At 69.8% G+C, this 23,370-nt stretch carries 26 protein-coding genes; 14 read left to right on the top strand and 12 right to left on the bottom strand.

Annotated elements, in window-relative coordinates:
- Window positions 1-56: 56 nt before the first annotated feature.
- Window positions 57-449, top strand: coding sequence for a universal stress protein (locus tag AVS7_RS03070; RefSeq protein WP_020227054.1), 393 nt, complete (start codon window positions 57-59; stop codon window positions 447-449).
- A gap of 118 nt (window positions 450-567) precedes the next feature.
- On the opposite strand, the gene ppk2 is transcribed toward AVS7_RS03070, so the two are convergent.
- The 3 genes from ppk2 to murJ all read right to left on the bottom strand — a co-directional run bounded on the left by ppk2 (window position 568) and on the right by murJ (window position 3,965).
- Window positions 568-1,482, bottom strand: a complete 915-nt coding sequence (ppk2, locus tag AVS7_RS03065; protein ID WP_020227053.1) for a polyphosphate kinase 2 — start codon at window positions 1,480-1,482, stop codon at window positions 568-570.
- A 70-nt stretch (window positions 1,483-1,552) separates the two neighbouring features.
- A complete protein-coding gene (locus AVS7_RS03060) occupies window positions 1,553-2,395 on the bottom strand; it encodes a SirB1 family protein (protein WP_020227052.1) in 843 nt (280 codons plus the stop codon).
- Between the two features lie 4 nt (window positions 2,396-2,399).
- On the bottom strand, window positions 2,400-3,965 hold the full coding sequence (murJ, locus tag AVS7_RS03055; protein ID WP_020227051.1) for a murein biosynthesis integral membrane protein MurJ: 1,566 nt from the start codon (window positions 3,963-3,965) through the stop codon (window positions 2,400-2,402).
- A 104-nt stretch (window positions 3,966-4,069) separates the two neighbouring features.
- Here murJ and rpsT point away from each other — a divergent pair, with 104 nt between their 5' ends.
- The gene (gene rpsT, locus AVS7_RS03050) at window positions 4,070-4,369 is read left to right on the top strand and encodes a 30S ribosomal protein S20 (protein WP_020227050.1); all 300 of its coding nucleotides are present in this window, start codon (window positions 4,070-4,072) and stop codon (window positions 4,367-4,369) included.
- A 146-nt stretch (window positions 4,370-4,515) separates the two neighbouring features.
- Here rpsT and AVS7_RS03045 read toward each other — a convergent pair whose 3' ends face one another.
- On the bottom strand, window positions 4,516-4,836 hold the full coding sequence (locus AVS7_RS03045; RefSeq protein WP_024000855.1) for a DUF3579 domain-containing protein: 321 nt from the start codon (window positions 4,834-4,836) through the stop codon (window positions 4,516-4,518).
- A 194-nt stretch (window positions 4,837-5,030) separates the two neighbouring features.
- On the opposite strand from AVS7_RS03045, the gene AVS7_RS03040 reads away from it, so the two are divergent.
- The 4 genes from AVS7_RS03040 (at window position 5,031) to AVS7_RS03030 (ending at window position 7,829) form a co-directional block, all read left to right on the top strand.
- Complete coding sequence (locus tag AVS7_RS03040; RefSeq protein ID WP_020227048.1) at window positions 5,031-6,227, top strand: aspartate aminotransferase family protein; 1,197 nt, start codon at window positions 5,031-5,033, stop codon at window positions 6,225-6,227.
- 16 nt (window positions 6,228-6,243) lie between these two features.
- Complete coding sequence (gene argF, locus AVS7_RS03035) at window positions 6,244-7,161, top strand: ornithine carbamoyltransferase (protein WP_020227047.1); 918 nt, start codon at window positions 6,244-6,246, stop codon at window positions 7,159-7,161.
- 21 nt (window positions 7,162-7,182) lie between these two features.
- Window positions 7,183-7,359, top strand: a complete 177-nt coding sequence (locus tag AVS7_RS24680; RefSeq protein WP_020227046.1) for a hypothetical protein — start codon at window positions 7,183-7,185, stop codon at window positions 7,357-7,359.
- A 119-nt stretch (window positions 7,360-7,478) separates the two neighbouring features.
- Complete coding sequence (locus AVS7_RS03030) at window positions 7,479-7,829, top strand: YkgJ family cysteine cluster protein (RefSeq protein ID WP_020227045.1); 351 nt, start codon at window positions 7,479-7,481, stop codon at window positions 7,827-7,829.
- A 123-nt stretch (window positions 7,830-7,952) separates the two neighbouring features.
- On the opposite strand, the gene AVS7_RS03025 is transcribed toward AVS7_RS03030, so the two are convergent.
- Genes AVS7_RS03025 through AVS7_RS03015 form a run of 3 tightly spaced genes read right to left on the bottom strand, consistent with a single transcriptional unit; the run spans window position 7,953 to window position 10,358 of the window.
- Window positions 7,953-8,144: a hypothetical protein gene (locus tag AVS7_RS03025; RefSeq protein ID WP_020227044.1), complete on the bottom strand. Its 192-nt coding sequence runs from the start codon at window positions 8,142-8,144 to the stop codon at window positions 7,953-7,955.
- A gap of 22 nt (window positions 8,145-8,166) precedes the next feature.
- The gene (locus AVS7_RS03020) at window positions 8,167-10,062 is read right to left on the bottom strand and encodes a ferrous iron transporter B (protein WP_020227043.1); all 1,896 of its coding nucleotides are present in this window, start codon (window positions 10,060-10,062) and stop codon (window positions 8,167-8,169) included.
- Window positions 10,059-10,358, bottom strand: a complete 300-nt coding sequence (locus AVS7_RS03015) for a FeoA family protein (RefSeq protein WP_020227042.1) — start codon at window positions 10,356-10,358, stop codon at window positions 10,059-10,061. The genes AVS7_RS03020 and AVS7_RS03015 overlap by 4 nt, the downstream gene beginning before the upstream one ends.
- Window positions 10,359-10,506: 148 nt before the next feature.
- Here AVS7_RS03015 and AVS7_RS03010 point away from each other — a divergent pair, with 148 nt between their 5' ends.
- The 4 genes from AVS7_RS03010 (at window position 10,507) to kynA (ending at window position 13,760) form a co-directional block, all read left to right on the top strand.
- A complete protein-coding gene (locus AVS7_RS03010) occupies window positions 10,507-10,818 on the top strand; it encodes a YkgJ family cysteine cluster protein (RefSeq protein WP_020227041.1) in 312 nt (103 codons plus the stop codon).
- 104 nt (window positions 10,819-10,922) lie between these two features.
- Window positions 10,923-11,570 (top strand): arylformamidase, encoded by a 648-nt coding sequence (gene kynB, locus AVS7_RS03005; protein WP_024000854.1) that lies wholly within the window; start codon window positions 10,923-10,925, stop codon window positions 11,568-11,570.
- A gap of 70 nt (window positions 11,571-11,640) precedes the next feature.
- Window positions 11,641-12,921 carry a kynureninase gene (kynU, locus tag AVS7_RS03000; protein ID WP_020227039.1) on the top strand — a complete coding sequence of 427 codons (1,281 nt, stop codon included), beginning with the start codon at window positions 11,641-11,643 and terminating at the stop codon, window positions 12,919-12,921.
- Window positions 12,918-13,760, top strand: coding sequence for a tryptophan 2,3-dioxygenase (kynA, locus tag AVS7_RS02995; RefSeq protein ID WP_020227038.1), 843 nt, complete (start codon window positions 12,918-12,920; stop codon window positions 13,758-13,760). Before kynU ends, kynA begins: the two co-directional genes overlap by 4 nt.
- A 45-nt stretch (window positions 13,761-13,805) precedes the next feature.
- Here the strand turns inward: kynA and AVS7_RS02990 are convergent, their stop codons facing one another.
- The 5 genes from AVS7_RS02990 to AVS7_RS02970 form a co-directional block, all read right to left on the bottom strand.
- Window positions 13,806-16,226, bottom strand: coding sequence for a penicillin acylase family protein (locus AVS7_RS02990; protein ID WP_020227037.1), 2,421 nt, complete (start codon window positions 16,224-16,226; stop codon window positions 13,806-13,808).
- Between the two features lie 86 nt (window positions 16,227-16,312).
- On the bottom strand, window positions 16,313-17,365 hold the full coding sequence (locus AVS7_RS02985; RefSeq protein ID WP_020227036.1) for an adenosine deaminase: 1,053 nt from the start codon (window positions 17,363-17,365) through the stop codon (window positions 16,313-16,315).
- Window positions 17,365-18,342, bottom strand: coding sequence for an aromatic ring-hydroxylating dioxygenase subunit alpha (locus tag AVS7_RS02980; protein WP_020227035.1), 978 nt, complete (start codon window positions 18,340-18,342; stop codon window positions 17,365-17,367). The genes AVS7_RS02985 and AVS7_RS02980 overlap by 1 nt, the downstream gene beginning before the upstream one ends.
- Before the next feature lie 97 nt (window positions 18,343-18,439).
- Window positions 18,440-18,793, bottom strand: a complete 354-nt coding sequence (locus AVS7_RS02975) for a cupin domain-containing protein (RefSeq protein WP_020227034.1) — start codon at window positions 18,791-18,793, stop codon at window positions 18,440-18,442.
- Between the two features lie 68 nt (window positions 18,794-18,861).
- Window positions 18,862-19,659: an IclR family transcriptional regulator gene (locus AVS7_RS02970; protein ID WP_020227033.1), complete on the bottom strand. Its 798-nt coding sequence runs from the start codon at window positions 19,657-19,659 to the stop codon at window positions 18,862-18,864.
- A 206-nt stretch (window positions 19,660-19,865) separates the two neighbouring features.
- On the opposite strand from AVS7_RS02970, the gene AVS7_RS02965 reads away from it, so the two are divergent.
- The 4 genes from AVS7_RS02965 to AVS7_RS02950 are packed head-to-tail and all read left to right on the top strand — an operon-like array spanning window position 19,866 to window position 23,349.
- Window positions 19,866-20,639 (top strand): ABC transporter substrate-binding protein, encoded by a 774-nt coding sequence (locus AVS7_RS02965; RefSeq protein WP_020227032.1) that lies wholly within the window; start codon window positions 19,866-19,868, stop codon window positions 20,637-20,639.
- A gap of 6 nt (window positions 20,640-20,645) precedes the next feature.
- Window positions 20,646-21,311, top strand: a complete 666-nt coding sequence (ehuD, locus tag AVS7_RS02960; RefSeq protein WP_020227031.1) for an ectoine/hydroxyectoine ABC transporter permease subunit EhuD — start codon at window positions 20,646-20,648, stop codon at window positions 21,309-21,311.
- Window positions 21,308-22,054 carry an amino acid ABC transporter ATP-binding protein gene (locus AVS7_RS02955; protein WP_020227030.1) on the top strand — a complete coding sequence of 249 codons (747 nt, stop codon included), beginning with the start codon at window positions 21,308-21,310 and terminating at the stop codon, window positions 22,052-22,054. The genes ehuD and AVS7_RS02955 overlap by 4 nt, the downstream gene beginning before the upstream one ends.
- The gene (locus AVS7_RS02950; RefSeq protein WP_020227029.1) at window positions 22,051-23,349 is read left to right on the top strand and encodes an FAD-binding oxidoreductase; all 1,299 of its coding nucleotides are present in this window, start codon (window positions 22,051-22,053) and stop codon (window positions 23,347-23,349) included. The genes AVS7_RS02955 and AVS7_RS02950 overlap by 4 nt, the downstream gene beginning before the upstream one ends.
- Window positions 23,350-23,370 lie beyond the last annotated feature (21 nt).

Genomic DNA, 23,370 nt, shown 5'->3' with positions numbered 1-23,370 from the left:
CGGCTGTGCCGCAGCCTTGCGCCACCCCGATTCAACACAACCAAGGAAGACACCGCATGACCATTCTCGTCGCCTATGTTCCTCGCCCCGAAGGCCAGGCCGCGCTGGACAAGGGCATAGAAATCGCCACCCGCCGCAACGAACGCCTCGTCGTCGTGAACGCCGGCCCGGGCGGCCGCCAGGAGGACCCGAGCCTCATCAACGGCTACGAGGCCGAGCGCGTCGAGGAGCGCCTGTCGGCGCTGCCCATCCAGGCGGAGTTCAAGCAGTTCGTGCGTGGCAAGAGTGCGATCGAGGAAATCGAGGAGATGGTCGAGCAGCTGCAGGTGTCGGTGCTCATCATCGGCCTGCGCAAGCGCTCGCCCGTGGGCAAGCTGCTGCTGGGCAGCATGGCGCAGGAGATCCTGCTGAACGTGCCCTGCCCGGTGCTGGCCGTCAAGGCCGCCTGACGCTACGCGAAAACAATAGCTGCTTGCGCTTGGTACATCAAGGTTTCAGCATGAAAACATGCTGAAGCTATTGAACATCAAGCGCAAGCAGCTTCTTTTTTGATAGTGCCTGGCCGCCTCAATACACCTCGGGCACGTACATGGACGCGGGCACGGGCTGGCGGAAGTAGTCCGGGTTGCGCACCCGCGCCGGCAGTACCACCGCGGGGTGCGGCACTTCCTCGTAGGGCAGCTGGCCCAGCAGGTGCGCAATGCAGTTGAGCCGCGCCTTCTTCTTGTCCACTGCCTGCACCACCCACCACGGCGCCTCGGGGATGTGGGTGCGCTCCAGCATCGCCTCCTTGGCCTTGGTGTATTCCTCCCAGCGCACGCGGCTCTCCAGGTCCATGGGGCTGAGCTTCCACTGCTTGAGTGGGTCGTGGATGCGGCCCAGAAAGCGCAGGTGCTGCTCCTCGTCGGTGATGGAGAACCAGTACTTGACCAGCGTGATGCCCGAGCGCACGAGCATCTTCTCGAACTCCGGCACGCTGCGGAAGAACTCCTCGTACTCGTCGTCGGTGCAAAAGCCCATGACGCGCTCGACGCCCGCGCGGTTGTACCAGCTGCGGTCGAACAGCACGATCTCGCCCGCCGCGGGCAGGTGCGCCACGTAGCGCTGGAAGTACCACTGCGTGCGCTCGCGGTCGTTGGGCGCGGGCAGCGCGGCCACGCGCACCACACGCGGGTTCAGGCGCTGGGTGATGCGCTTGATCACGCCGCCCTTGCCCGCCGCGTCGCGCCCCTCGAACAGGATCACCACCTTCTGGCGCGTGTGCTGCACCCAGTCCTGCAGCTTGACCAGCTCGCCCTGCAGGCGGAACAGCTCGCGGAAGTAGCGCTGGCGCTCCAGCCGGTCCAGGGGGGAGCGCACGCCCTCCTCGTCCCACTGGCGGTCTTCGATTTCCAGCTCCAGCTCTTCGTCGTAGCCGTCCACCAGTTCGTCGGCGATGCGCTGCAGGATGTCTTGGGAGGGAAGGTCGGAGAAAAAAGTCATGGGCGGAAGGAGGCACGAAGGCAGCGGCCATGGTGGCCGCATTCCGTGTCCGCCGTGTGACAAACCGTCGTCAGGCGCGGCGCAGCGCGCCCACGAGGGAGGTGATCGCCTGCGCGTCGTCCGCCTGCGCCGCGTGGGCGAGATAGATTTCCAGGTCTTCAGCCGCCTGCCGGTGATGGCCCAGCTCCGCGCGGGCCAGGCCGCGGTCGCGCCACTCCGTCCAGGCGTCCGGCTGCAGCACGAGCAGGCGGTCCTGCACGGCGACCTGGCGCTCCCAGTCCTCGCGCGCGCGGTGGATTTCCTTGAGGTTGCGCAGCATGCGCGCCAGGATGTCGCGCGCGGTCGCGGCCTGCAGGTACAGCCCCAGCGGCGCTTCGTGCCGCGCATCCTCCGTGCCGCCGCGCCGGAAGGGCTCCAGCCGTTCGGCGAGCGCCTCGCGCGAGAGCGACTCGCCCGTCATCGGGTCGATCACCACCTGTCCCGCGGGCAGCAGCACCTTGACCAGGAAGTGCCCCGGGAACGCGATGCCCTGCGCCCGCAGGCCCACGCCCTGCGCCAGTTCCAGCCAGAGCACGGCCAGCGAGATCGGGATGCCGCGCCGCGTGCGCAGCACGGCATGCAGGTAGCTGTTGTCGGGCGCGTAGTAGTCGTTCAGGTTGCCGCTGAAGCCCAGGTCGCCGTAGAAGAACTGGTTGAGCGCGCCCAGCCGCTGCAGCGCCCCCGCGTCGGCCGGCATGCGGCGGCGCAGGCGGGCCTGGAGCTGGTCCATGTCACCCAGGATCTGCTGCACGTCCAGCCCGGGCTCCTCGTCGTGCGCGATGCAGGCGGCCGCCTCCAGCAGCGGCACGTCGTCGCCCTGCACCAGGGCGGCGAAATATTCCAGGGGCGTGGGAACGTCGTAGCGCAGCGGCATGGTCTCAACGGCGCAGTAGCTGGCGCAGCCGCAGCCCGCAGGCCCACAGCGCGCCGAAGTAGAGCAGCACCGCCGCGCACAGCAGCAGCGCCAGCAGGCCCGCGCGGCGCAGCTCGGTGGCGCGCAGCGCCAGCCAGTCGAAGTGCTGCGCGCCCCAGGCCAGGAACACCGCCAGCAGCGCGCTGGCCGCGAGCACCTGCCCTGCGAAGCGCGCCCACCCCGGCCGCGGCTGGAAGCTGCCGCGCCGCACCAGCCCCGTGAGCAGCCACAGCGCGTTGATGAGCGCCCCCAGGCCGATGGACAGGGCCAGCCCCGCATGCGCGAGCAGCGGCACCAGCGCCACGTTCATGAGCTGCGTGGCCACCAGCACCACGATGGCGATGCGCACCGGCGTGCGGATGTCCTGGCTGGCGTAGTAGCCCGGCGCCAGCACCTTGATGGCCACCAGCCCGAGCAGGCCCACGCCATAGCCCGCAAGCGCCACCGAGATGCGGCCCACGTCGCTGCCCTGCAGCGCGCCGTGGTGGAACAGCGTGGCCACCAGCGGCTGGGCGAACACCAGCAGCCCCACGGCGCAAGGCACGGCCAGCAGCACCACGATGCGCAGGCCCCAGTCGAGCATGGCCGAATAGCGCTCGCCGTCGCCCGCCGCCCGGGCCGCCGCGAGCTGCGGCGTGAGCACCACGCCCAGCGCCACGCCCAGCAGCGCGGTGGGAAACTCCATGAGCCGGTCGGCGTAGAACAGCCAGGTCACGCTGCCCGGCTGCAGGTACGAGGCGATCTGCGTGTTGATCATCAGCGAGATCTGCGCCACGCCCACGCCCAGCAGAGCAGGCGCCATCAGCGTGAGGATGCGGCGCACGCCCGCGTCGCCCCAGGCGGCGCGCACACGTCCCCAGGTCATGCCGATGCGCGGCAGCAGGCCCAGGCGCACCAGGGCCGGCACCTGCACCGCCAGCTGCAGCACGCCGCCGGCCATCACGCCGCCCACCATCGCGTAGATGGGCTCGATGCCGCGCGCCGCGAGCTGCGGCGCGCCCAGCCACGCGGCGGCGATCATGCACAGGTTCAGCAGCACCGGCGTGGCCGCCGGCACGGCGAAGCGCTTCCAGGTGTTGAGCACGCCCGCGGCCAGCGCCACCAGCGACATGAAGCCGATGTAGGGGAACATCCAGCGCGTCATGACGATGGCCGCGTCGAAGCCCGCCGGATCCTGCCGCAGCCCGCTGGCCAGCAGCCACACGAGCAGCGGCGCGCCCGCGACGCCCAGCACGCAGGCCAGCAGCAGCACCCAGAACAAGGCGGTGGCCACGGCATCGACGAGGCCGCGCGTGGCCTCCTCGCCATGCTGGGCCTTGTGCGCCGCCAGCACCGGCACGAAGGCCTGGCTGAACGCCCCCTCGGCGAACAGGCGGCGAAACAGGTTGGGGATGCGGAAAGCGACGTTGAACGCGTCGGTGAGCACGTTGGCCCCGAACATCGAGGCCATGAGCAGGTCGCGCACCAGGCCCGTCACGCGCGAGGCCAGGGTCAGCAGCGAAACGGTGGAGGCAGCTTTGAACAGGGACACTGCCGCGAGTGTATGCGCTTGCCGGCGCGGCGACCCGAAAACGGCGGCTGCGCTATAATGGTCGGCTTTGCTGACAACATCCTCAGACACAAGGAACACACATCATGGCATCTGCTAAGCCGAAGAAAAAAAACCCCCGCCTGGCATCGGGCCGCAAGCGCGCCCGCCAAGGCCTCAAGCTGAACGCCGCGAACACCTCGCTGCGCTCCAAGTACCGCACCGCCGTCAAGAACGTCGAGAAGGCCGTCCTGGCCGGCGACAAGACCAAGGCCACCGAGCTGTTCGCCAAGGCCCAGTCCGTGCTGGACACGATCGCCGACAAGGGCATCTTCCACAAGAACAAGGCCGCTCGCGACAAGAGCCGCCTGTCCGCCAAGGTGAAAGCCCTGGCCCTGGCCGCCTGACCCTCTTCAGGCAACAGCCCGGGCGGCCCTGCCGCCCGCCGTTTGCAACGGGTGCGCTGTCAGCAAAGCAGAAAAACCGCCTTCGGGCGGTTTTTTTGTGCCCGCGGCACGCAGTGCCGGGCGCCCAAAAGAAAAGGCCTGAGGGGTCAGGCCTTGGGGTCGGGCAGCAGGCAGGCTTCGGCGACCTGCAGGCCGTTGTCCTTCGCGAAGTTCATCACGAAGTCCCAGGCCAGGGGCTCGTGGTCCTGCAGGTCGCGGTGGACCACCACGCACTTCACGCCGTTCAGCGCGGTGGGCAGGCACCAGGGGGAATAGCCCAGGTGACTGCCGGGCGAGGTGCGCGCGCCGCCGGGGCGGAACTGGCTCATGACGCCTGCCAGCCGCTCGGCCCAGTCGCTGGGCCGGAAGGTTCTCCCTTCGTGCGTCACGCCTTGGATGAAGACTTCTTTGGAAGAGGGAGCAACCATCGGTATGGGGTCGTTGGAGAGGGCCGCGGCCTTGTGCGCCGCGAACCCGCGATTCTAACTCTTATAGAAGACTTGACCCCAATGCCCCTCCGCGCCTGCATGACAGTGATGCGCAATCCTCAACGTTGCGCACGAGGGCAGCCCCTAGAATCGTGCTTCGTTTTTTCGTCACCGTACCGTCTGGAGATTTCCGCATGACCGCATTCGTCGAGGCTGCCTCGCCCCACGTGATGAACACCTATGGCCGCGTGCCCATCGCGCTGGAGCGCGGCCAGGGCTGCCGCGTGTGGGACGTGAACGGCAAGGAGTACCTCGACGGACTCGGCGGCATCGCCGTGAACACGCTCGGCCACAACCATCCCAAGCTGGTGCCCGCGCTGCAGGACCAGCTAGCCAAGCTGATCCACACCTCCAACTACTACCACGTGCCGGGGCAGGAGCAGCTCGCCGCCAAGCTCGTGGAGCTGTCGGGCATGCAGAACGTGTTCTTCTGCAATTCCGGCCTGGAGGCCAACGAAGCCGCACTCAAGATCGCGCGCAAGTACGGCGTGGACAAGGGCATCGCCAAGCCCGAGATCGTGGTCTACGAGAAGGCGTTCCACGGCCGCTCGATCGCCACCATGTCGGCCACGGGCAACCCCAAGATCTACAGCGGCTTCGGCCCCCTGGTCGAAGGCTTCATCCGCGTGCCGCTCAACGACATCGAGGCCATCAGGAAAGCCACCGAAGGCAATCCCAACGTCGTGGCGGTGTTCTTTGAAACCATCCAGGGCGAAGGCGGTATCAACCCCATGCGCGTGGAATACCTGCAGCAGCTGCGCACGCTGTGCGACGAGCGCGGCTGGCTCATGATGATCGACGAAGTGCAATGCGGCGTGGGCCGCACCGGCAAATGGTTCGCGCACCAATGGGCCGGCATCGTTCCCGACGTGATGCCCCTGGCCAAGGGCCTGGGCTCGGGCGTGCCGATCGGCGCCGTCGTGGCCGGCCCGAAGGCCGCCGACGTGCTCCAGCCCGGCAACCACGGCACTACCTTCGGCGGCAACCCGCTGGCCATGCGGGCGGGCGTGGAGACCCTGCGCATCATGGAAGAAGAGGGCCTGCTGGCCAACGCCGCGAAGGTAGGGGACCACCTGAAGGCCGCGTTGCAGCGCGAGCTGGGCAGCCTGCCCGGCGTGAAGGACATCCGCGGCCAGGGCCTGATGCTGGGCATCGAGCTGGACAAGCCCTGCGGCGCCCTGATCGGCCGCGCAGCCGAAGCGGGCCTGCTGCTGTCGGTCACGGCCGACAGCGTGATCCGCCTGGTGCCGCCGCTGATACTGACGACCGCCGAGGCCGACGAGATCGTCGCCAAGCTGACCCCGCTGGTCAAAGCCTTCCTGGCCGAATGAAGACAATCGACCCCGTATGAAGCATTACCTGCAATTCAGCGACTTCACCGCCGACGAATACCACTACCTGTTCTCGCGCGCCGCCATCATCAAGGGCAAGTTCAAGAGCTACGAGAAGCACCACCCGCTCTCCGACCGCACGCTGGCCATGATCTTCGAGAAGGCCAGCACGCGCACACGCGTGAGCTTCGAGGCCGGCATGTACCAGCTCGGCGGCTCGGTGGTGCACCTGACCACGGGCGACAGCCAGCTCGGCCGCGCCGAGCCCATCGAGGACAGCGCGCGCGTCATCAGCCGCATGGTGGACCTGGTGATGATCCGCACCTTCGGCCAGGAGAAGATCGAGCGCTTCGCCGAGTTCTCGCGCGTGCCGGTGATCAACGGCCTGACCAACGAGTTCCACCCCTGCCAGATCCTGGCCGACCTGTTCACCTACATCGAGCACCGCGGCTCCATCGCCGGAAAGACCGTGGCGTGGGTGGGCGACGGCAACAACATGGCCAACACCTGGCTGCAGGCCGCCGACCTGCTGGGCTTCACGGTGCACGTGAGCACGCCCGGCGGCTACGAGGTGGACGAGAAGCTCGCCTTCGGCGGCCGCCCCCCCCGCGAGGGCTGCTACAAGGTCTTCAAGGACCCGCTCGAAGCCTGCAAGAGCGCCGACCTGGTGACCACCGACGTGTGGACCAGCATGGGCTACGAAGCCGAGAACGAGGCCCGCCGCAAGGCCTTCGCCGACTGGTGCGTGGACGCCGAGATGATGGCCGCGGCCCGCCCCGACGCCCTCTTCATGCACTGCCTGCCCGCGCACCGCGGCGAGGAAGTGATGGCCGACGTGATCGACGGCCCCCAGTCCGTCGTCTGGGACGAGGCGGAAAACAGGATGCACGTGCAAAAGGCACTCATGGAGTACCTTTTGCTCGGCCGCGTATAAGGCCCTTCCCACACCCTTCCCATGCTGGCCCCGGCGCAACCCCACCCCACGCGCCCGGGCCACCCGCCCCGCCCCGACCGCCAGCGCCTGCGCGCGCCTGAGCTGCACGCCGCCGCGCGGCGCATGGCGGCGCGCGTGCATGCGCTGCAGGTGCGCATCCACACCTTCTACCTGAAGTTCCTCCAGGGCCACACCTAGCGCCCGCTTCAGCGCGGCATGCCCTTTGCGCATGCCCCCATCGCCCCTTTTTCCGGCCGCCCTCCGCCCTGCGCGGAGCGCGGCCCGTTGCCGATGCGCCTGAATCCCGAGGAACCCGCATGCCCGAACCCGTCCACCCCTGCCTGCACTGCGGCGCGTGCTGCCAGAACTACCGCGTGGAGTTCTCCGTCTACGAACTGCAGTCCATGGGTGGCACCGTGCCCGATGCCCTGGTCCACGAGGCGGGCGGCAATCGCTGCCGCATGAACGGCACCGAGCGCCACCCCGTGCGCTGCGTCGCGCTGGCCGAACTGGGCGGAGGCTGCATTGGCTGCGGCATCTACGCGGTGCGCCCCCGCACTTGCCGCGACTTTCCGTTCGCCTCCTACGGCTGCCACGACACGCGCGCCAAGCTCGGCCTGCCCGCGCTGGCGGAAGACGAGGTGGAGCGGTGGCGGAACGCCGCCTGACGCGGACGCTCGGTTCTATGAAAAAAGGAGCTGCCCGCGCTTGTCAGATACTGGTTCCAGCATGAAAATCATCTGAAAACCATATATAGCAAGCGCAAGCAGCTCCTTGTTTGGTAGCAGCAGCTACGGCTTGCGCGTCGGTGCGCAGCGCTCGCCACCGCAGGCATTGCAGCCGCCGCAGCCCGGCTTGGCCGTCGGCCCCAGGGCCGGGTGCACGCTGGCCGCCCGCGCCCGCCAGCGCTGGGGCAGGAAGCGCCACAGCAGCGCGATGGCCGCCACGGCGACGATGGCGCCGGTAAGGATCTCTTGCCACATAGGCCGTTGCTCCTTTCCCCGCTCAGCCGCCGCCCAGGGCGACGGCCACGCGGTAGGTGATGAAGCTGGCCAGGTACGCCAGCGCGAACAGGTAGGCCGTCATGACGAGCGGCCAGCGCCAGCCGTTGGTCTCGCGCCGCACGGCGGCGATGGTGGAGACGCATTGCGGCGCGAAGATGAACCACACCAGCAGCGACAGCGCCGTGGCCAGCGGCCACTGGCTGGCCAGCAGCGGGGCGAGCTGCTCGGCCGTCTCGTCGGCCGACGCGGCGATGGCGTACACCGTGCCCAGCGCGCTCACCGCCACCTCGCGCGCGGCCATGCCGGGCACCAGCGCGATGCTGATCTGCCAGTTAAAGCCGATGGGCGCGAAGACCACCGCCAGCGCCGCGCCGATGCGGCCCGCGAAGCTGTATTCGATGGCCGGGCCCGTGGCGCCCACGGGCGGCGCAGGGTAGGTGGACAGAAACCACAACAGCACCGTCACCGTGAGGATGATGCCGCCCACCCGGCGCAGGAAGATCAGCGCGCGCTCCCACAGCCCCAGCAGCAGGTTGCGCGGGCTGGGCCAGCGGTAGGCCGGCAGCTCCATGAGCAGCGGCGCGGCGCCGCCGCCGCGGCGAGCGAGCTTGGCCACGGCCGCCACGGCCATGGCGCTCAAGATGCCGCCCAGGTACAGCGCGAACAGCACCACGCCCTGCAGGTTGAACACGCCGGCCACGGTGCGCTCGGGGATGAAGGCCGCGATCAGCAGCGCATACACCGGCAGGCGGGCCGAGCAGGTCATGAGCGGCGCGATCATGATGGTCACCAGCCGGTCACGCCAGTCAGGAATGGAGCGCGTGGCCATGATGCCCGGCACGGCGCAGGCGAAGCTCGACAGCAGCGGGATGAACGAGCGCCCGGACAGCCCCACCGTGCCCATGAGGCGGTCCAGCAGGAACGCTGCGCGCGGCAGGTAGCCCGATTCCTCCAGCGCCAGGATGAACAGGAACAGGATCAGGATCTGCGGCAGGAACACCACCACGCCGCCCACGCCGGCGATCAGCCCCTCGGTGAGCAGCCCGCGCAGCGGCCCCTCGGCCATGTGGGCGTTGAGCCACTGCGCGCCGGCGGCCGTGGCGCCCTCGATCCAGCCCATGGGCACCTCGGCCCAGCTGAAGACGGCCTGGAACATGAGGAACAGCGTCACCGCCAGCAGCAGCGCGCCCCACAGCGGGTGCAGCACCACGGCGTCGATGCGGTCGTCGCGCTGCAAGCGCACCTGGGGCTCGCGCACGGCCAGTCCCATGATGCGGCGCACCTCCTGGTGCAGCTGCTCCACGCGCTGGGGCCGATCGTCCTCCAGCGCGTTGAGCGCGGGCCGGGCCTGCGGCTGCACTGCCGGCGCTGCAGCGGCGACGGGCTGCGCCGTGTCCAGCCACTGCAACAGCTCGCGCGCGCCGTCCAGGCGCACGCCCACCGTGCCGACCACGGGCATGCCCAGCTCGCGCGCCAGCACCGCGCGGTCGATCTCGATGCCCTGGCGTTGCGCCATGTCGCTCATGTTCAGCACCAGCACCATGGGCAGGCCCAGGGCGCGCGCCTCCAGCACCAGGCGCAGGTTCAGGCGCAGGTGGGTGGCGTCGGTCACACAGACCAGCAGCTCGGGCACGGGCTCGCCCGCGCGGCGGCCGGTAATCACGTCGCGCGTCACCGCCTCGTCCAGGCTCTGGGCATGCAGGCTGTAGGCGCCCGGCAGGTCCAGCACGCGCACGCGGCGCCCGCCCGGCGTGGTCAGGTGGCCCTCCTTGCGCTCGACGGTCACGCCGGCATAGTTGGCCACCTTCTGGCGCGCGCCGGTCAGCAGGTTGAACAGCGCCGTCTTGCCGCAGTTGGGGTTGCCCAGCAGGGCGACATGCAAAGGCTGCGCGCTCATGCGCCTGCCCCCGCCGCGTCCACGCGCACTTGCACCAGCGCGGCCTCGTGCCGGCGCAGCGCGAACGTGGCCTGGCCCACGCGCACGGCCAGCGGATCGGCCGACGGGAAGCCGCTGGCGATCACGCGCACGGGCTCGCCGGGCAGAAAGCCGATCTCCATCAGCCGCAGCACCATGGCGCGCACGCTGTCGTGCCCGCCTTCGGCGAGGCCGGCCACCGTGGCGGGCACCCCCCTGGGCAAGGCGTCCAGGCCAATGGCCTGCGAACTGGCGGCACCGTCGCGCGGTTGATTCATGTGGAAACTCGTGGATTTATGAATAGGATTAATTCTCATTTTACAAGCGGGTATTTCCCCAGGGGCTGACCGAAATCAGAGACCCGCCGCCCGAGTGCACCATCGCCGGTGCCCGCACAATGCGCCCGAGCCCTCCCCTCTTCCAGCGATGACCCACCCCTGCCTGACCTGCGGCGCCTGCTGCGCGAGCTTTCGCGTCGACTTCTCCGTCCACGAAACCCAGGAATACGGCGGCGACGTGCCCGACGGCCTGACCGTGGAGGTGAACGCAGGCCTGCGCCGCATGCGCGGCACCGACCACGCATCACCGCGCTGCGCCGCGCTCACGGGGCGGGTGGGCGAGCGCGCGGCCTGCGGCATCTATGAGTGGCGCCCTTCGCCGTGCCGCGAGTTCGAGGCCGGCAGCGACGCTTGCCAGCGCGCGCGCCGGCGCCACGGGCTGCCGGCATTTCAGGAGTGATTTCGCCCTCCAGCGCTTGACTGGCAAGCGCTGCCAGCTCCTTTATCCATAGCGTTGCAGATAACCGACACCACGGCGCCACCAGCGCGCTAAGGTCGGCGGCCATGCATCGCGCCCCTGCTTCCACCCGCCCCCTGTGGGACATTTCCCCGCCCGTGCACGCGGGCAGCCCGGTCTTTCCCGGCGACACGCCCTACCAGGCGCAGTGGACGGCCTCCATCGCCCCCGGCTGCCCGGTCAACGTGAGCGCCCTCACCCTCTCGCCCCACGTGGGCGCGCACGCCGACGCGCCGCTGCACTACGACCCGGCGGGCGAGGCCATCGGCGCGGTGCCGCTGGAGCCGTTCCTGGGCCCGTGCCGCGTGGTCCATGCCATCGGCTGCGGGCCGCTCGTCGAATGGCGTCACATCGCCCACGCCGTGCAGGGCCTGCCCCCGCGCGTGCTGGTGCGCACCTATGCGCGCATGCCCGTGGACCGCTGGGACGCCGATTTGGCCGCCTATGCGCCAGAGACGGTGGAGCGGCTGGCCGACCTGGGCGTGGCGCTCATCGGCATCGACACCGCGAGCATCGACCCGGCCGACAGCAAGGCGCTGCCCAGCCACCAGGTGATCCGCCGGCGCGGCCTGCGCGTGCTGGAAAACCTGGTGCTCGACGCGGTGCCCGAGGGCGACTACGAACTCATCGCGCTGCCGCTCAAGCTGACCACCGCCGACGCCTCGCCGGTGCGGGCGGTGCTGCGGGCGCTGTAGCACGTATTAAACAAAAAGCGGCTCCAGCGCTTTCCAGTCAAGCGCGAGCAGCTATCAAAAAAGGAACACCATGACCACTTTGCAAGACTGCCAGGCCTTGGACGCGCAGGACACGCTGCGCCCGCTGCGCGAGCGCTTCGTGCTGCCGGAGGGCGTGATCTACCTGGACGGCAATTCGCTGGGCGCCAGCCCCCGGGCGGCTGCGGCGCGCGCGGCCGAGATCGTGCAGCAGGAGTGGGGCCAGGGCCTGATCCGCTCGTGGAACAGCGCCGGCTGGATCGAACTGCCCCGGCGCCTGGGCGACCAGTTCGCGCCCTGGATCGGCGCGGGGCCGGGCGAAGTGGTGTTCACCGACACCACCTCCATCAACCTCTACAAGGTGCTGACGGCCGCCGCCCGCATCGTGCGCGAGGACGCGCCGGGCCGCAGAAAGCTCATCAGCGAGCACAGCAACTTCCCGACCGACCTCTACATCGCCCAGTCCGTGTGCCAGGAATACGGGCTGGAGCTGGTGCTGCTCGAACCGCAGGAGATCGCCGGCGCGCTGCGGGACGACGTGGCCATCTGCATGCTCACCCATGTGAACTACCGCACCGGCGCCATGCACGACATGGCCGCCGTCACGGCCGCCGCGCATGCGCAGGGCATCGTCTGCGTCTGGGACCTGTGCCACAGCGCGGGCGCCGTGCCCGTGGACCTGCACGGCGCCGGCGCCGACTTCGCCGTGGGCTGCAGCTACAAGTACCTCAACGGCGGGCCCGGCGCGCCGGCCTTCGTGTGGGCGCACCCGCGCCTCATCGACCGCTTCTGGCAGCCGCTAGCGGGCTGGTTCGGCCATGCCGAGCCCTTCCGGTTCGTGCCCGACTACCACCCGGCCCAGGGCATCCAGCGCTACCTGTGCGGCACCCAGCCCATGGTCAGCATGGGCGTGCTGCAGTGCGGGCTGGACGTCTACACCGAGGCCGCGCAGTTCGGCGGCATGGCCGCGCTGCGCGCCAAGTCGCTGGCGCTGACCGACCTGTTCATCCGCCTGGTGGAAGAAACCTGCCAGGGCCACGGCCTGGGCCTGGCCACGCCGCGCGCGCACGCGCGGCGCGGCTCGCAGGTGTGCCTGACGCGCGATGATGGCGCCTACGCCATCGTGCAGGCGCTGATCGCGCGCGGCGTGATCGGCGACTTCCGCAAGGGCGACGGCGGCGCGGGGCCGCACAAGGACATCCTGCGCTTCGGCTTCACGCCGCTCTACACCGGCTTCGAGGACGTGTGGCACGCCGTGCGGCACCTGCGCGAGGTGCTGGAGAGCGGCGAGTGGCGCAGCCCCGTGTTCCACCAGATCAACGCAGTGACATGAACCCCACCAACGAATCCATCGTGCGCGCGGAAGGCGCGCAGCTCGACTTCAGCCGCAGCATGAGCTATGGCGACTACCTGCAGCTCGACGCCATCCTGGGCGCGCAAAAGCCCCTGTCGCCCGCGCACGACGAGATGCTGTTCATCGTGCAGCACCAGACCAGCGAGCTGTGGATGAAGCTCATGCTGCACGAGCTGCACGCCGCCATCGCCCACGTGGCGCGGGACGACCTGCAGCCCGCGTTCAAGATGCTCGCGCGCGTGTCCAAGATCATGGAGCAGCTCGTACACGCCTGGGACGTGCTGGCCACCATGACGCCGCCCGAATACACGGCCATGCGGCCCTTCCTGGGCCAGTCCAGCGGCTTCCAGAGCTACCAGTACCGCTGCATCGAATTCGCCATGGGCAACAAGAACGCGGCCATGCTGCGCCCCCATGCCCATCGCGCCGACCTGCTGGCGCAGGTGCAGGCCGCGTACGAGGCGCCTTCGCTGTACGACGAGGCCCTGCGCCTGCTGGCGCGCCGGGGCCTCGGCGTGCCCGCCAGCCACCTGCAGCGCGACTTCACCCAGCCCTACGAGGCCAGCGACGCGGTGGAGCAGGCCTGGCTGGCCGTGTACCGCGACCCGAAGCGGCACTGGGACCTGTACCAACTCGGCGAGGAGCTGGCCGACCTGGAGGATGCCTTCCGCCTCTGGCGCTTCCGCCACGTGACGACGGTCGAGCGCGTGATCGGCTTCAAGCGCGGCACCGGCGGCACCGGCGGCGTGAGCTACCTGCGCAAAATGCTCGACGTGGTGCTGTTCCCCGAGATCTGGCGCCTGCGCACGGCGCTGTGACGCCCGGCGGGGCGGAAAGGCCCCGCCCCGCCGGGGCTTGCAGGATCACTCCTTCACGGTGGCCGTGCGGTAGTCGGCGTTGCCGGTGATCTCCGCCTCGGTGAACGGCACGCGCAGCCACTGCCCGGCGCTGTAGGCCTTGGTGTAGTCGCCATGGTGCGGCGAGGCCGGGTCGTCCGACAGCGAGAAGGTCAGGAAGGTGTGCGCCTGCACGCCGCTGGCCGGGAAGCTCACCACCTGCATGTAGCTGTTGCTGGCGTTGGGCTGTCCGTCCATGCTGTAGCCGCCTTGGGTGATGTCGTTCTCCGAGCAGGTGATGGTGAAGTAGCCCATCGCGCCGCAGCCGCCATACAGGGGCAGCCGGGTGCCGCCCCGCGTGGCGTAGAGCACTTCGCCGCGCGGCGCATCCAGCGCGTAGCCGCTCTGCCCCACCCGGGCGATGGCCGTGGCCATGGCCTGGCGCAGCGCGTCGGCCGCCGCGGCGTTGATGCCGCGCGGCGTGTTCAGCGGGTCGGCCGCGCTGAACGGCACCGTGAACAGGCTGGCGGTGGGCACGCGGCTCCAGAACTCGTCCCACAGGTGCGAGCCCCTGGAGTCCTTGCGCCCTCGGTTGTCCCACGCGGCCAGCACGGCGCAGGCCTGGGCGGCGTCCACCGCCGCGCCGTTCACCGTCCATTGCGCGGGCGTGCAGATCAGGTCCAGCACCTCGTCCTTGAAGCGCTCGGCCGAGAACACGCGGCTGCCCAGCACCATCTCGCGCACGACGGCGCTGGTGGCCTTGTTGCCCGCATAGCCGTCGGTGCCTGCGAGCCGCTCCAGCGCCATGGTGTGGCCCATGCGCGTGCGCAGGGTCTGCGCGCTGGTGCCGGCCGGGCCGAAGATGGCCGGATAGCCCGTGAGCGGCGCATGCACGTTGGCCAGCCAGTAGCTGTCGTTCATGTTGCCCACGTAGTCGTCGCGCTGCAGGCTGGGCATGCGCGACACGCCCACGGCGCCCTTCTGCACCGAGTCGGCGTCGGTGAGCCAGTCGCACTCGCTGCGCGAGCCGTCGAAGAACGGCACGTTGGGCAGCGCCTGGCCCACGGCCATGCCGAACGGCGTGGTGCAGGCCGCCGTCTGCGCGGGCGACACGTTGGGCACGGCGCCGATGTCGGCGTACCAGGCCTTGGCGCTGCCCCGGCCCACGGCCACGGTGTTGACCCAGGGGATCGACGCCTCTTCCTTCTGGATGGCGATGAACTCGTCCAGCGACTTGGCCTGGTTCCAGCGCATCCAGGTGCGCAGCGTGCGGAAGTTCTCGCCGTTGATGTCGCGGATCGCGAAGGCCGTGCCCTGGCTCCAGGCAAGCGCGGGGTTCAGGCCCGCCAGGTTCACGAGCGGGCCGAATTCGGAGTGGTAGAGCGTGCGCGTCACGTCGCTCACCGAGCCGTCGGCATTGCGGCTGGGCACGGTGATGGTGGCGGGCTTCATCTTCACCGGCACGCCGTCGCGCAGGTAGCTCGTGGGCTCGCCCTGCACGAGCGACAGCTGGAAGAAGCCAAAGCGCCGCGCCGTGGACACCGTGTGGCTCCAGGCCACGCTGTCGTTGAAGCCGATCTGGATCACCGGCAGGCCGAGGAAGGACACACCGCTCACGTTCGCCTCCCCGTCGATGGTGAGCTGCGCCTGGTAGAAGCGGTCCGGTCCCTTCCAGTACCAGTGCGGGTTGCCGAACAGCACGCCGCTGCCTTCGCCCGTGGCCGCCGTGCCGAAGCCGTACATGTTGCTGCCCACGCCCAGCTCGCCGCCCACCTGCAGGCTCGGCGCACGCGTGCGGCCCGGCTCGAAGGCGGCGGGCTCCTGCGCGCCGGCCTTGGCCTGCGGCGGCTGCGCATTGGCGATGGCCTCCGCAAAGTTGCTGTAGCCGCCCGCCAGGTTGGCGGCATAGATGCGGCGCCACACGTCGCGTGCGGTAATGGGCTGCACCCAGGCCTCGCTGCGGCAGGCCGCATGGGCCGAGCCGCCGGCCTTGGCCTCGCGCACGTAGCGGTTGTAGCCCGCGGCGAAGCCCTCCACCATCTGCAGCAGCTTGGCCGGCTGCGCCGCCATCGTGCGATCCACCGCCTCGTCGGAGATGACGTGGCGGTGGAAGAAGTCGGAGTCGATGTTGCGCGGCCGCCCCAGCGTGCTGTTGTAGACCAGTTGCGCGCTGCCGCCGAGGTGGCGCGAGCGCTCGCCGCGGTAGGTGAGGAACGAGTCGGCCATGGTGCACAGGTTGTCCTGCGCCTGCACGTAGCCGAAGCCGTAGCCGGCGCTGCCCCAGTTGCCGGCCTTGATGTGCGGCACACCCATGGTGGTGCGGCGGATCTCGGCGCTGTAGGTGCTGCCATCGCCCCCGCCGCTGCCTCCGCAGGCCGCGAGTGCCGCCACGGCGGCCAGGGTCAGCACGGAACGCGGCCATGCGCCGCGGTGGATGCTCTCTCTCATGCGTTGTCTCCTGTCGTTATCGCCCCCGGGTCCGCTGCGGCGCAGCGGCGGGCGTGCACAGGATAGACGCTATCGCGCTGCGGCGGCTAGTCGTTCTCGACGTAGCGCTCGAAGCATTCCTTGAGCCGGTGCTCCCAGGCGCGCTTGTCGGCCTGCGGCGAGAAGCTGGCCTCGAAGCTGTTGAAGGCGAGCTGGTAGGCATCGCGCGCGGTGAGCTGCGGCACGGCGGCGAAGGTCTGCGTGAGGTTGGCGTTGAGGTAGCCGCCGAAGTAGGCCGGGTCGTCCGAGTTCACCGTCGCCGCCAGGCCCGCCTGCAGCAGCTGCTTGAGGTTGTGGTCCTCCAGGCGCGGGAACACGCGCAGTTTCAGGTTGGACAGCGGGCACACGGTGAGCGCGATGCGTTCCTCGGCCAGGCGGCGCATCAGCACCGCGTCGTGCACGGCCTGCACGCCGTGGTCGATGCGCTCGGCCTTAAGCACGTCCAGCGCGCTCCAGATGTAGGCCGGCGGCCCCTCCTCGCCCGCGTGGGCCACCACGTGCAGGCCCAGCTCGCGGCAGCGTGCGAACACGCGCGCGAACTTCTCGGGCGGATGGCCGACCTCGCTGCTGTCCAGCCCCACGCCGACGATGCGGTCCAGCAGCGGCATCACCTGCTCCAGCGTAGCAAAGGCGTCTTCCTCGCTCAGGTGGCGCAGGAAGCACAGGATCAGCGACGCGGAAATGCCCAGATCCGCGCGTGCGTCGGCGCAGGCGCGGTGCAGGCCGTTCACCACGGTTTCCATCGCCACGCCGCGCGCGGTGTGCGTCTGCGGGTCGAAGAAGATTTCGGCGTGCGCCACGTTGTCAGCCGCTGCCCGCGCAAGGTAGGCGCGGGCCATGTCGTAGAAGTCCTGCTCGTGCAGCAGAACGCTGGCGCCCGCGTAGTAGATGTCCAGGAAGCTCTGCAGGTCGGTGAAGGCATAGGCCCGGCGCAGGGCCTCCACGCTGGCATAGGGCAGCGCCACGCCGTTGCGCGCGGCCAGCGCGAAGATCATCTCGGGCTCCAGCGAGCCCTCGATGTGGATGTGCAGCTCGGCCTTGGGCATGGCGGCCAGCAGGCCCGGCAGGCGTTCGGGGGCGATGGGCGGGACCTTGTACATCAGCAGACTCCGAAGGTGATGCCGCTGGCCTGGAGGTAGCGGCGGTAGGCCGAGGATGCCTTGTCGGCGGCGGTGTGCAGTTCCGCCCGCAGGTCGAGCGGCAGGCGCCCGGGCCTTTGCGATTCGAGCACCGGCTGGTCCTGCGTGAAGATGGTGTGCTGGAAGGCGCGCAGCTTCTCGTCGGGCGCGTCGAAGTCGGCCACGGCCAGGCGGAACCACACGCGGCTCGCCTCCTGCGCGAGGGGGCAGATGTAGAGCGCGATGGACTCGCGCCAGCCCTGCACGGCGGTGGTGCCCGCCTCGGGCACCTTGGTGAGCACGGCCGCGTAGGGCCCCGTCACCTCGTATTCGTACTCCACCTGCGCGGGCGCCGTGGAATGCAGATTGGACTGCGGCTGCCAGGCCTTGCAGCCCGTGGCGCGCAGGCCGGTGGGCGTGCGCTCCACGCGGTAGTCCTCGATGGCCGCGGCCTCGCGCGCGCCCAGCCAGCCCTCGTGCACGAAGCCGAAGTGCGACATGTCGAGGAAGTTCTCCACGATGCGCGGCGCGCTGGCCGCCACGTCGTAGGGGCCACACAGGAGCTTGCGCAGGTGCGCATCGTCCTCCGCCGCGAAGGCGGGCAGCGGCGCATCTCCCGCCTCCAGCCGCACCCATGCGAGGCCGTGGGCCTCGCGCACTTCGTAGTGGCGGGCGCAGTGCGTGGCCGGCGGCGTGAAATGCGGCAGTGCAGGCACGTGCACGCACTGGCCGTTCGCGGCGAACTGCCAGCCGTGGTAGGGGCACTCGAGCCGGCCGCCGTGCACGCGGCCCAGCGAGAGGCGCGCGCCGCGGTGCGGGCACTGGTCGGCGAAGGCCTGCAGGAGGCCATCGGCGTCGCGCCAGAGCACGATGTCGCGCTCCAGCAGGCGCGCGGCCCAAGGGGCCTGGGCTATGTCCTGCACCGCGGCGACGGGGTGCCAGAGGGTGGCTTCGATCATGGGTGTGGTGTGCGTATCGTGGGGGCCGCACCCGGCCTTGCCGGGGCTGCCGGCAAGGATAAACGCAAGCGCCGCTGCATGCGCCTGCGGACCACCCTCAGACCATCACGTAGAGCTTGCGTACCGTCTCGCGGATCTCCCATACCCCACGCGTGTCGGGCGGGAAGAACAGCGTATCGCCCGCACGGAACTCCACCGGCTCAGCACCCGCGGCGTCGGGCAGGAAGCAGCCCGCGCCCGCGAGGATGTGCATGACCTCGCCCGAGGCCACCTGGCGCTGGAAGCGGCCCGGCGAACACTCCCACAGCCCGGTCTCGGTGCCGGGGCGCTGCGGGATGGCCACGTCCAGCCCGCGCAGGGCGCAGGCGGGCGCGCTCAGCGGTACGGCGACGGTGCCGTGGTCCTGCAAGTCAGGCGCGGTGGCGCTCTGCCGGATGATCTGGATACCCATGGTGCGACTCCTTGGAAAGGGAAACGGGAACGGTGCATGGCACGCACCATGCAGGTGCAGGTGCTGCGCTAGGCCAGCGCGCGCACCGAATTGCTCAGCGAGCGGGCGCAGGCCAGCAGCGCGGGGCCCAGGCGGCTTTCGGCCTCCTCGGGCGTCCAGCGGCTCGTGGGCGCCACGATGTGCACGGCCGCCACAGGCCGGCCATGGCTGCCGATCACCGGGGCGCCGAGCGTCATGTCGCCCAGGAAAAGCTCTTCGCGGTTGATGGCGTAGCCGCGCTGGCGCGCCTGGCCCAGCTCGGCCAGGATGGCGGCCTCGTCGGTGAGGGTATGGCGGGTGTGGACCACGCGCTCGCTGGCGCGCAGCAGCGCCAGCGCCTCGGCGTCCGGCAGCGCGCTGAGCCAGGCGCGGCCCGAGCCTGTGCAGTACATCGGGATGCGGCTGCCGATGGGCATGTGCACGGGCACGAACTGGGCGCTGATGAAGCGCGCCACGTAGACCATGTCCAGCCCGTCGGGCTCGGTGAGACAGGTGGTCTCGGTCGTCACGTTGGTGAGTTCCGACAGGTAAGGGTTGGCCAGGTCGATCAGCGGGTTGGCTGCGAGGTAGTTGAAGCCGATGCGCATGACGCGCGGCGTGAGCTGGTAGCGCCGCGTCTGCGGATGCTTGCGCACGAAGCCGAGCTGCTCGAGCGTGAACACCATGCGCTGCGCCGAACTCTTGCTGATGCCCGCGGCCGTCGCCACGTCGGCCAGCGTCATGCTGCGCCGCTGCGCGCTGAAGGCGCAGAGCACGGCCAGCCCTTTTTCCAGCGACTGGTTGAACAAGGGGTTGGTGTCCTCATCGGGCGGGGCGGGCATGTCCATGGGAATGAAGTATAGCTTTCCCCTCTTGAAATATCGAATGTCGATTCGATTGAATCTTTTAGTGGTTTGCACCTATTCATTAAAGATTCATTGAAATCGATCATTGGCACCGTTCTTGCAAAGCCAGGGAAGCGCGAATGCACCCAGGCGCCATAGCCCGGGCGCGCCGCGCGGCCCATCCCTTCACTTGCCACAAGGAGCCATCCATGCACCGCTTCACCCGCCGCCACCTCCACCGCATCGCCATGGGCCTGTGCGCCGCCGGCGCCGTCACGCTGGCCGCGGCGCAGGGCGCCGCACCCGCCTCCTACAACGTGGGGGCCACGGCGACGGGCATCCCGTTCACCTTCCTCGACGTGAAGACCAACAGCATCCAGGGAATGATGGTGGACACCGCGCAGGCGGTGGCCAAGGCAGGCGGCTTCCAGGTCCAGATCCAGCAGACCGTGTTCTCTGCGCTGATCCCCTCGCTCACCTCGAACAAGATCGACATCGTCTCGGCCGCCATGCTCAAGACCCCGGCGCGCGAGCAGGTGGTGGACTTCAGCGACCCCGTCTATTCGTATGGCGAGGGCCTGATCGTGAAGGCCGACGACGCCAAGGCCTACGCCTCGCTCGACGACCTCAAGGGCGAGATCGTCGGTGCCCAGGTGGGCACGGTGTTCATCGACATGCTGCAGAAGAAGGGCATCTTCAAGGAGGTGCGCAGCTACGACTCGGTGGCCGACATGACGCGCGACCTCGCGCTCGGCCGCATCAAGGCCGGCCTGGGCGACCAGCCCATCATCGCCTACCAGATCCGCCAGAACACCTTCCAGGGCGTGAAGCTGGCCGAAGGCTACAAGCCCTCGAACGTGGGCGACGTGTGCCTCGTGGTGCGCAAGGGCGACACGGCCACGCGCGAGCGCCTGAACAAGGCCATCGCCGCGATCAAGGCCGACGGCACGCTGGCAGCCATCGTGAAGAAATGGGGAATCTGAGGCGCCATGCAAGGCTTCATCCAACACGCGCGCGAGTTCCTGCCCATCCTGCTGCAGGGGGCGGTGGTCACGGTGCAGGTCACCGTGCTGTCGTTCCTGCTGTCCAGCGTGATCGGGCTGGTGCTGGCACTGGGCAAGCTCTCGCCGGTGCGCGCGGTCTCGGTGTGCGCATCCACCGTGATCAACGTGATCCGGGGGCTGCCCATCATCGTGCAGCTCTTCTACATCTACTTCGTGCTGCCGGAAATCGGCATCCAGCTCACGGCCTTCCAGGCCGGGGTGATCGGGCTGGGCATCGCCTATTCGGCCTACCAGGCCGAGAACTTCCGCGCCGGCATCGAGGCCGTGGACCCGGGCCAGCGCGAGGCGGCGCTGGCCATGGGCATGCGGCCCGCGCTGCTGATGCGCCGCGTGATCCTGCCGCAGGCCTTCCGCATCGCACTGCCACCCTACGGCAACACGCTGGTGATGATGCTCAAGGACTCGTCGCTGGTCTCCACCATCACCGTGGCCGAGATGACGCGCGCGGGCCAGCTCATCGCCTCGTCCACCTTCCAGAACATGACCGTGTACACCCTGGTCGCCCTGCTCTACCTCGCGATGAGCCTGCCGCTGGTCTGGGGCCTGCGGCGGCTGGAGCACCGCTTCGGCGCGGGGAGGAAGACGCCATGATCGAGATCGACCGCCTCGAAAAGGCCTACGGCGACCACCGCGTGCTGCAGGGCGTGAGCCTGCGCGTGGAGCGCGGCCAGGTGGTGTGCCTGATCGGCCCCTCGGGCTCGGGCAAGTCCACGGTCCTGCGCTGCATCAACGGCCTGGAGTCCTACCAGGGCGGCGAGGTGCGCGCCTTCGGCGAGCGCGTGGACAACCGCGCGCCTTCCATCCACAAGCTGCGCAGCCGCATGGGCATGGTGTTCCAGCGCTTCAACCTGTTCCCGCACCGCACGGTGGTCGAGAACGTGATGGAAGGCCCTGTCTACGTGAAGGGCGAAACGCCCGACAAGGCCCGCGCCGAGGCGCTGGAGCTGCTGCGCAAGGTGGGCCTGGCAGACAAGGCCCAGGCCTGGCCTGCGCAGCTTTCCGGCGGCCAGCAGCAGCGCGTGGCCATCGCGCGGGCGCTCGCCATGAAGCCCGAGGCCATGCTGTTCGACGAGCCCACCTCGGCGCTCGACCCGGAGCTCGTGGGCGACGTGCTGGAGGTCATGCGCCAGCTCGCCGACGAAGGCATGACCATGATCGTGGTGACGCACGAGATGGGCTTCGCGCGCGAGGTGGCCGACCGCGTGTGCTTCCTGCACAGCGGCAGCATCGTCGAGGAAGGGCCCGCCGCGCAGGTGCTCGGCGCACCCAGCCATGCGCGCACGCAGGACTTCCTGCGCCGCGTGCTGCACGCCCCGGCAGGAGGTGCCGCATGAGCGCCCGCCCGATAGCCTCGCACCCCGCGGCCCCTTCGCTGTGGGCGGCCACGGCACCGCCCGCGCCCGACACGCCCGCGCTGGATGCCCCGCTCTCCACCGACGTGCTCGTCATCGGCGCGGGCTACACCGGCCTGTCGGCCGCGCTGCACCTGGCCGAGAGCGGCGCGCGCGTGTGCGTGCTCGACGCGCACGCACCCGGCTGGGGCGCCTCGGGGCGCAACGGCGGGCAGGTCAACCCGACGCTCAAGCACGACCCCGACGATCTCGTGCGCCTCTACGGCGCCGAGCATGCCGAGCCGCTGATCGACGCCGTGTCCCGCTCGGCGGACCTGGTGTTCGAGCTCATCGCGCGCCACGCCATCGACTGCGCCCCGGTGCGCGCGGGCTGGCTGCAGGTGGGCTATACGCAGCAGGCCGTGGACGGCATGCATGCACGCGCCCGGCAGTGGGAGCGGCGCGGCGTGCGCGTGGAGATGCTCGACCGCGCCGCCGCCGCCGAGCGCATCGGCACGCCGGCCTTCGCGGGCGGCTGGCTCGACGGGCGCGCAGGCGGCATCCAGCCGCTGGCCTACGTGCGCGGCCTCGTGCGCACGGCCCAGGGCCTGGGCGTACAGGTGCACGGCGGCTCGCCCGTGGTGTCGCTGGAGCGCCAGGGCACGCACTGGGTCGCCATCACGGCGCAAGGCCACCGCGTACGGGCGCAGCAGGTGGTACTGGGCACCAACGGCTATACCGACGGCCTGTGGCCGGGGCTGGCGCGCACTGTGCTCGCGGCCAACAGCTTCATCGTGGCCACGCGGCCGCTGGGCGCCGCGGGTGCGGGCATCCTGCCCGGCGGCGAGACAGGCTCGACCTCGCAGCGGCTGCTGCTGTACTTCCGCAAGGATGCGCAGGGCCGGCTGCTGATGGGCGGTCGCGGCCACTTCGCCGATCCGCAGGGGCCGCAGGACTTCGCGCACCTCGAACGCGCGCTGGCGCTGATGTTCCCGCAGCTCGGCCCCGTGGAATACGAGTACCGCTGGGCCGGGCGCATCGCCGTCACGCGCGACTTCATGCCCCACCTGCACCAGCCCGCGCCGGGCATCACCATGGCGCTGGGCTACAACGGGCGCGGCATCGCCATGGCGACGAGTCTGGGCAGGCACGTGGCGGCCCTGGTGGCGGGCGGGCCGGCATCGGCATGCCCCTTCCCGGTCACGCCGCTGCAGCCCATTCCGCTGCACGGGCTGCAGCGCTTCTACATCGCTGCCGGCGTGGCCTGGTACAGCCTGCTGGACCGGATCGGCGCATGAAAAAAGGCCGCCCAAGACGGG

The organism is Acidovorax sp. MR-S7, assembly GCF_000400995.2.
GTDB lineage: Bacteria > Pseudomonadota > Gammaproteobacteria > Burkholderiales > Burkholderiaceae_C > MR-S7.
The sequence above is the reverse complement of the archived record's forward strand: the minus strand, read 5'-3'. Positions and strand labels throughout refer to the sequence as shown.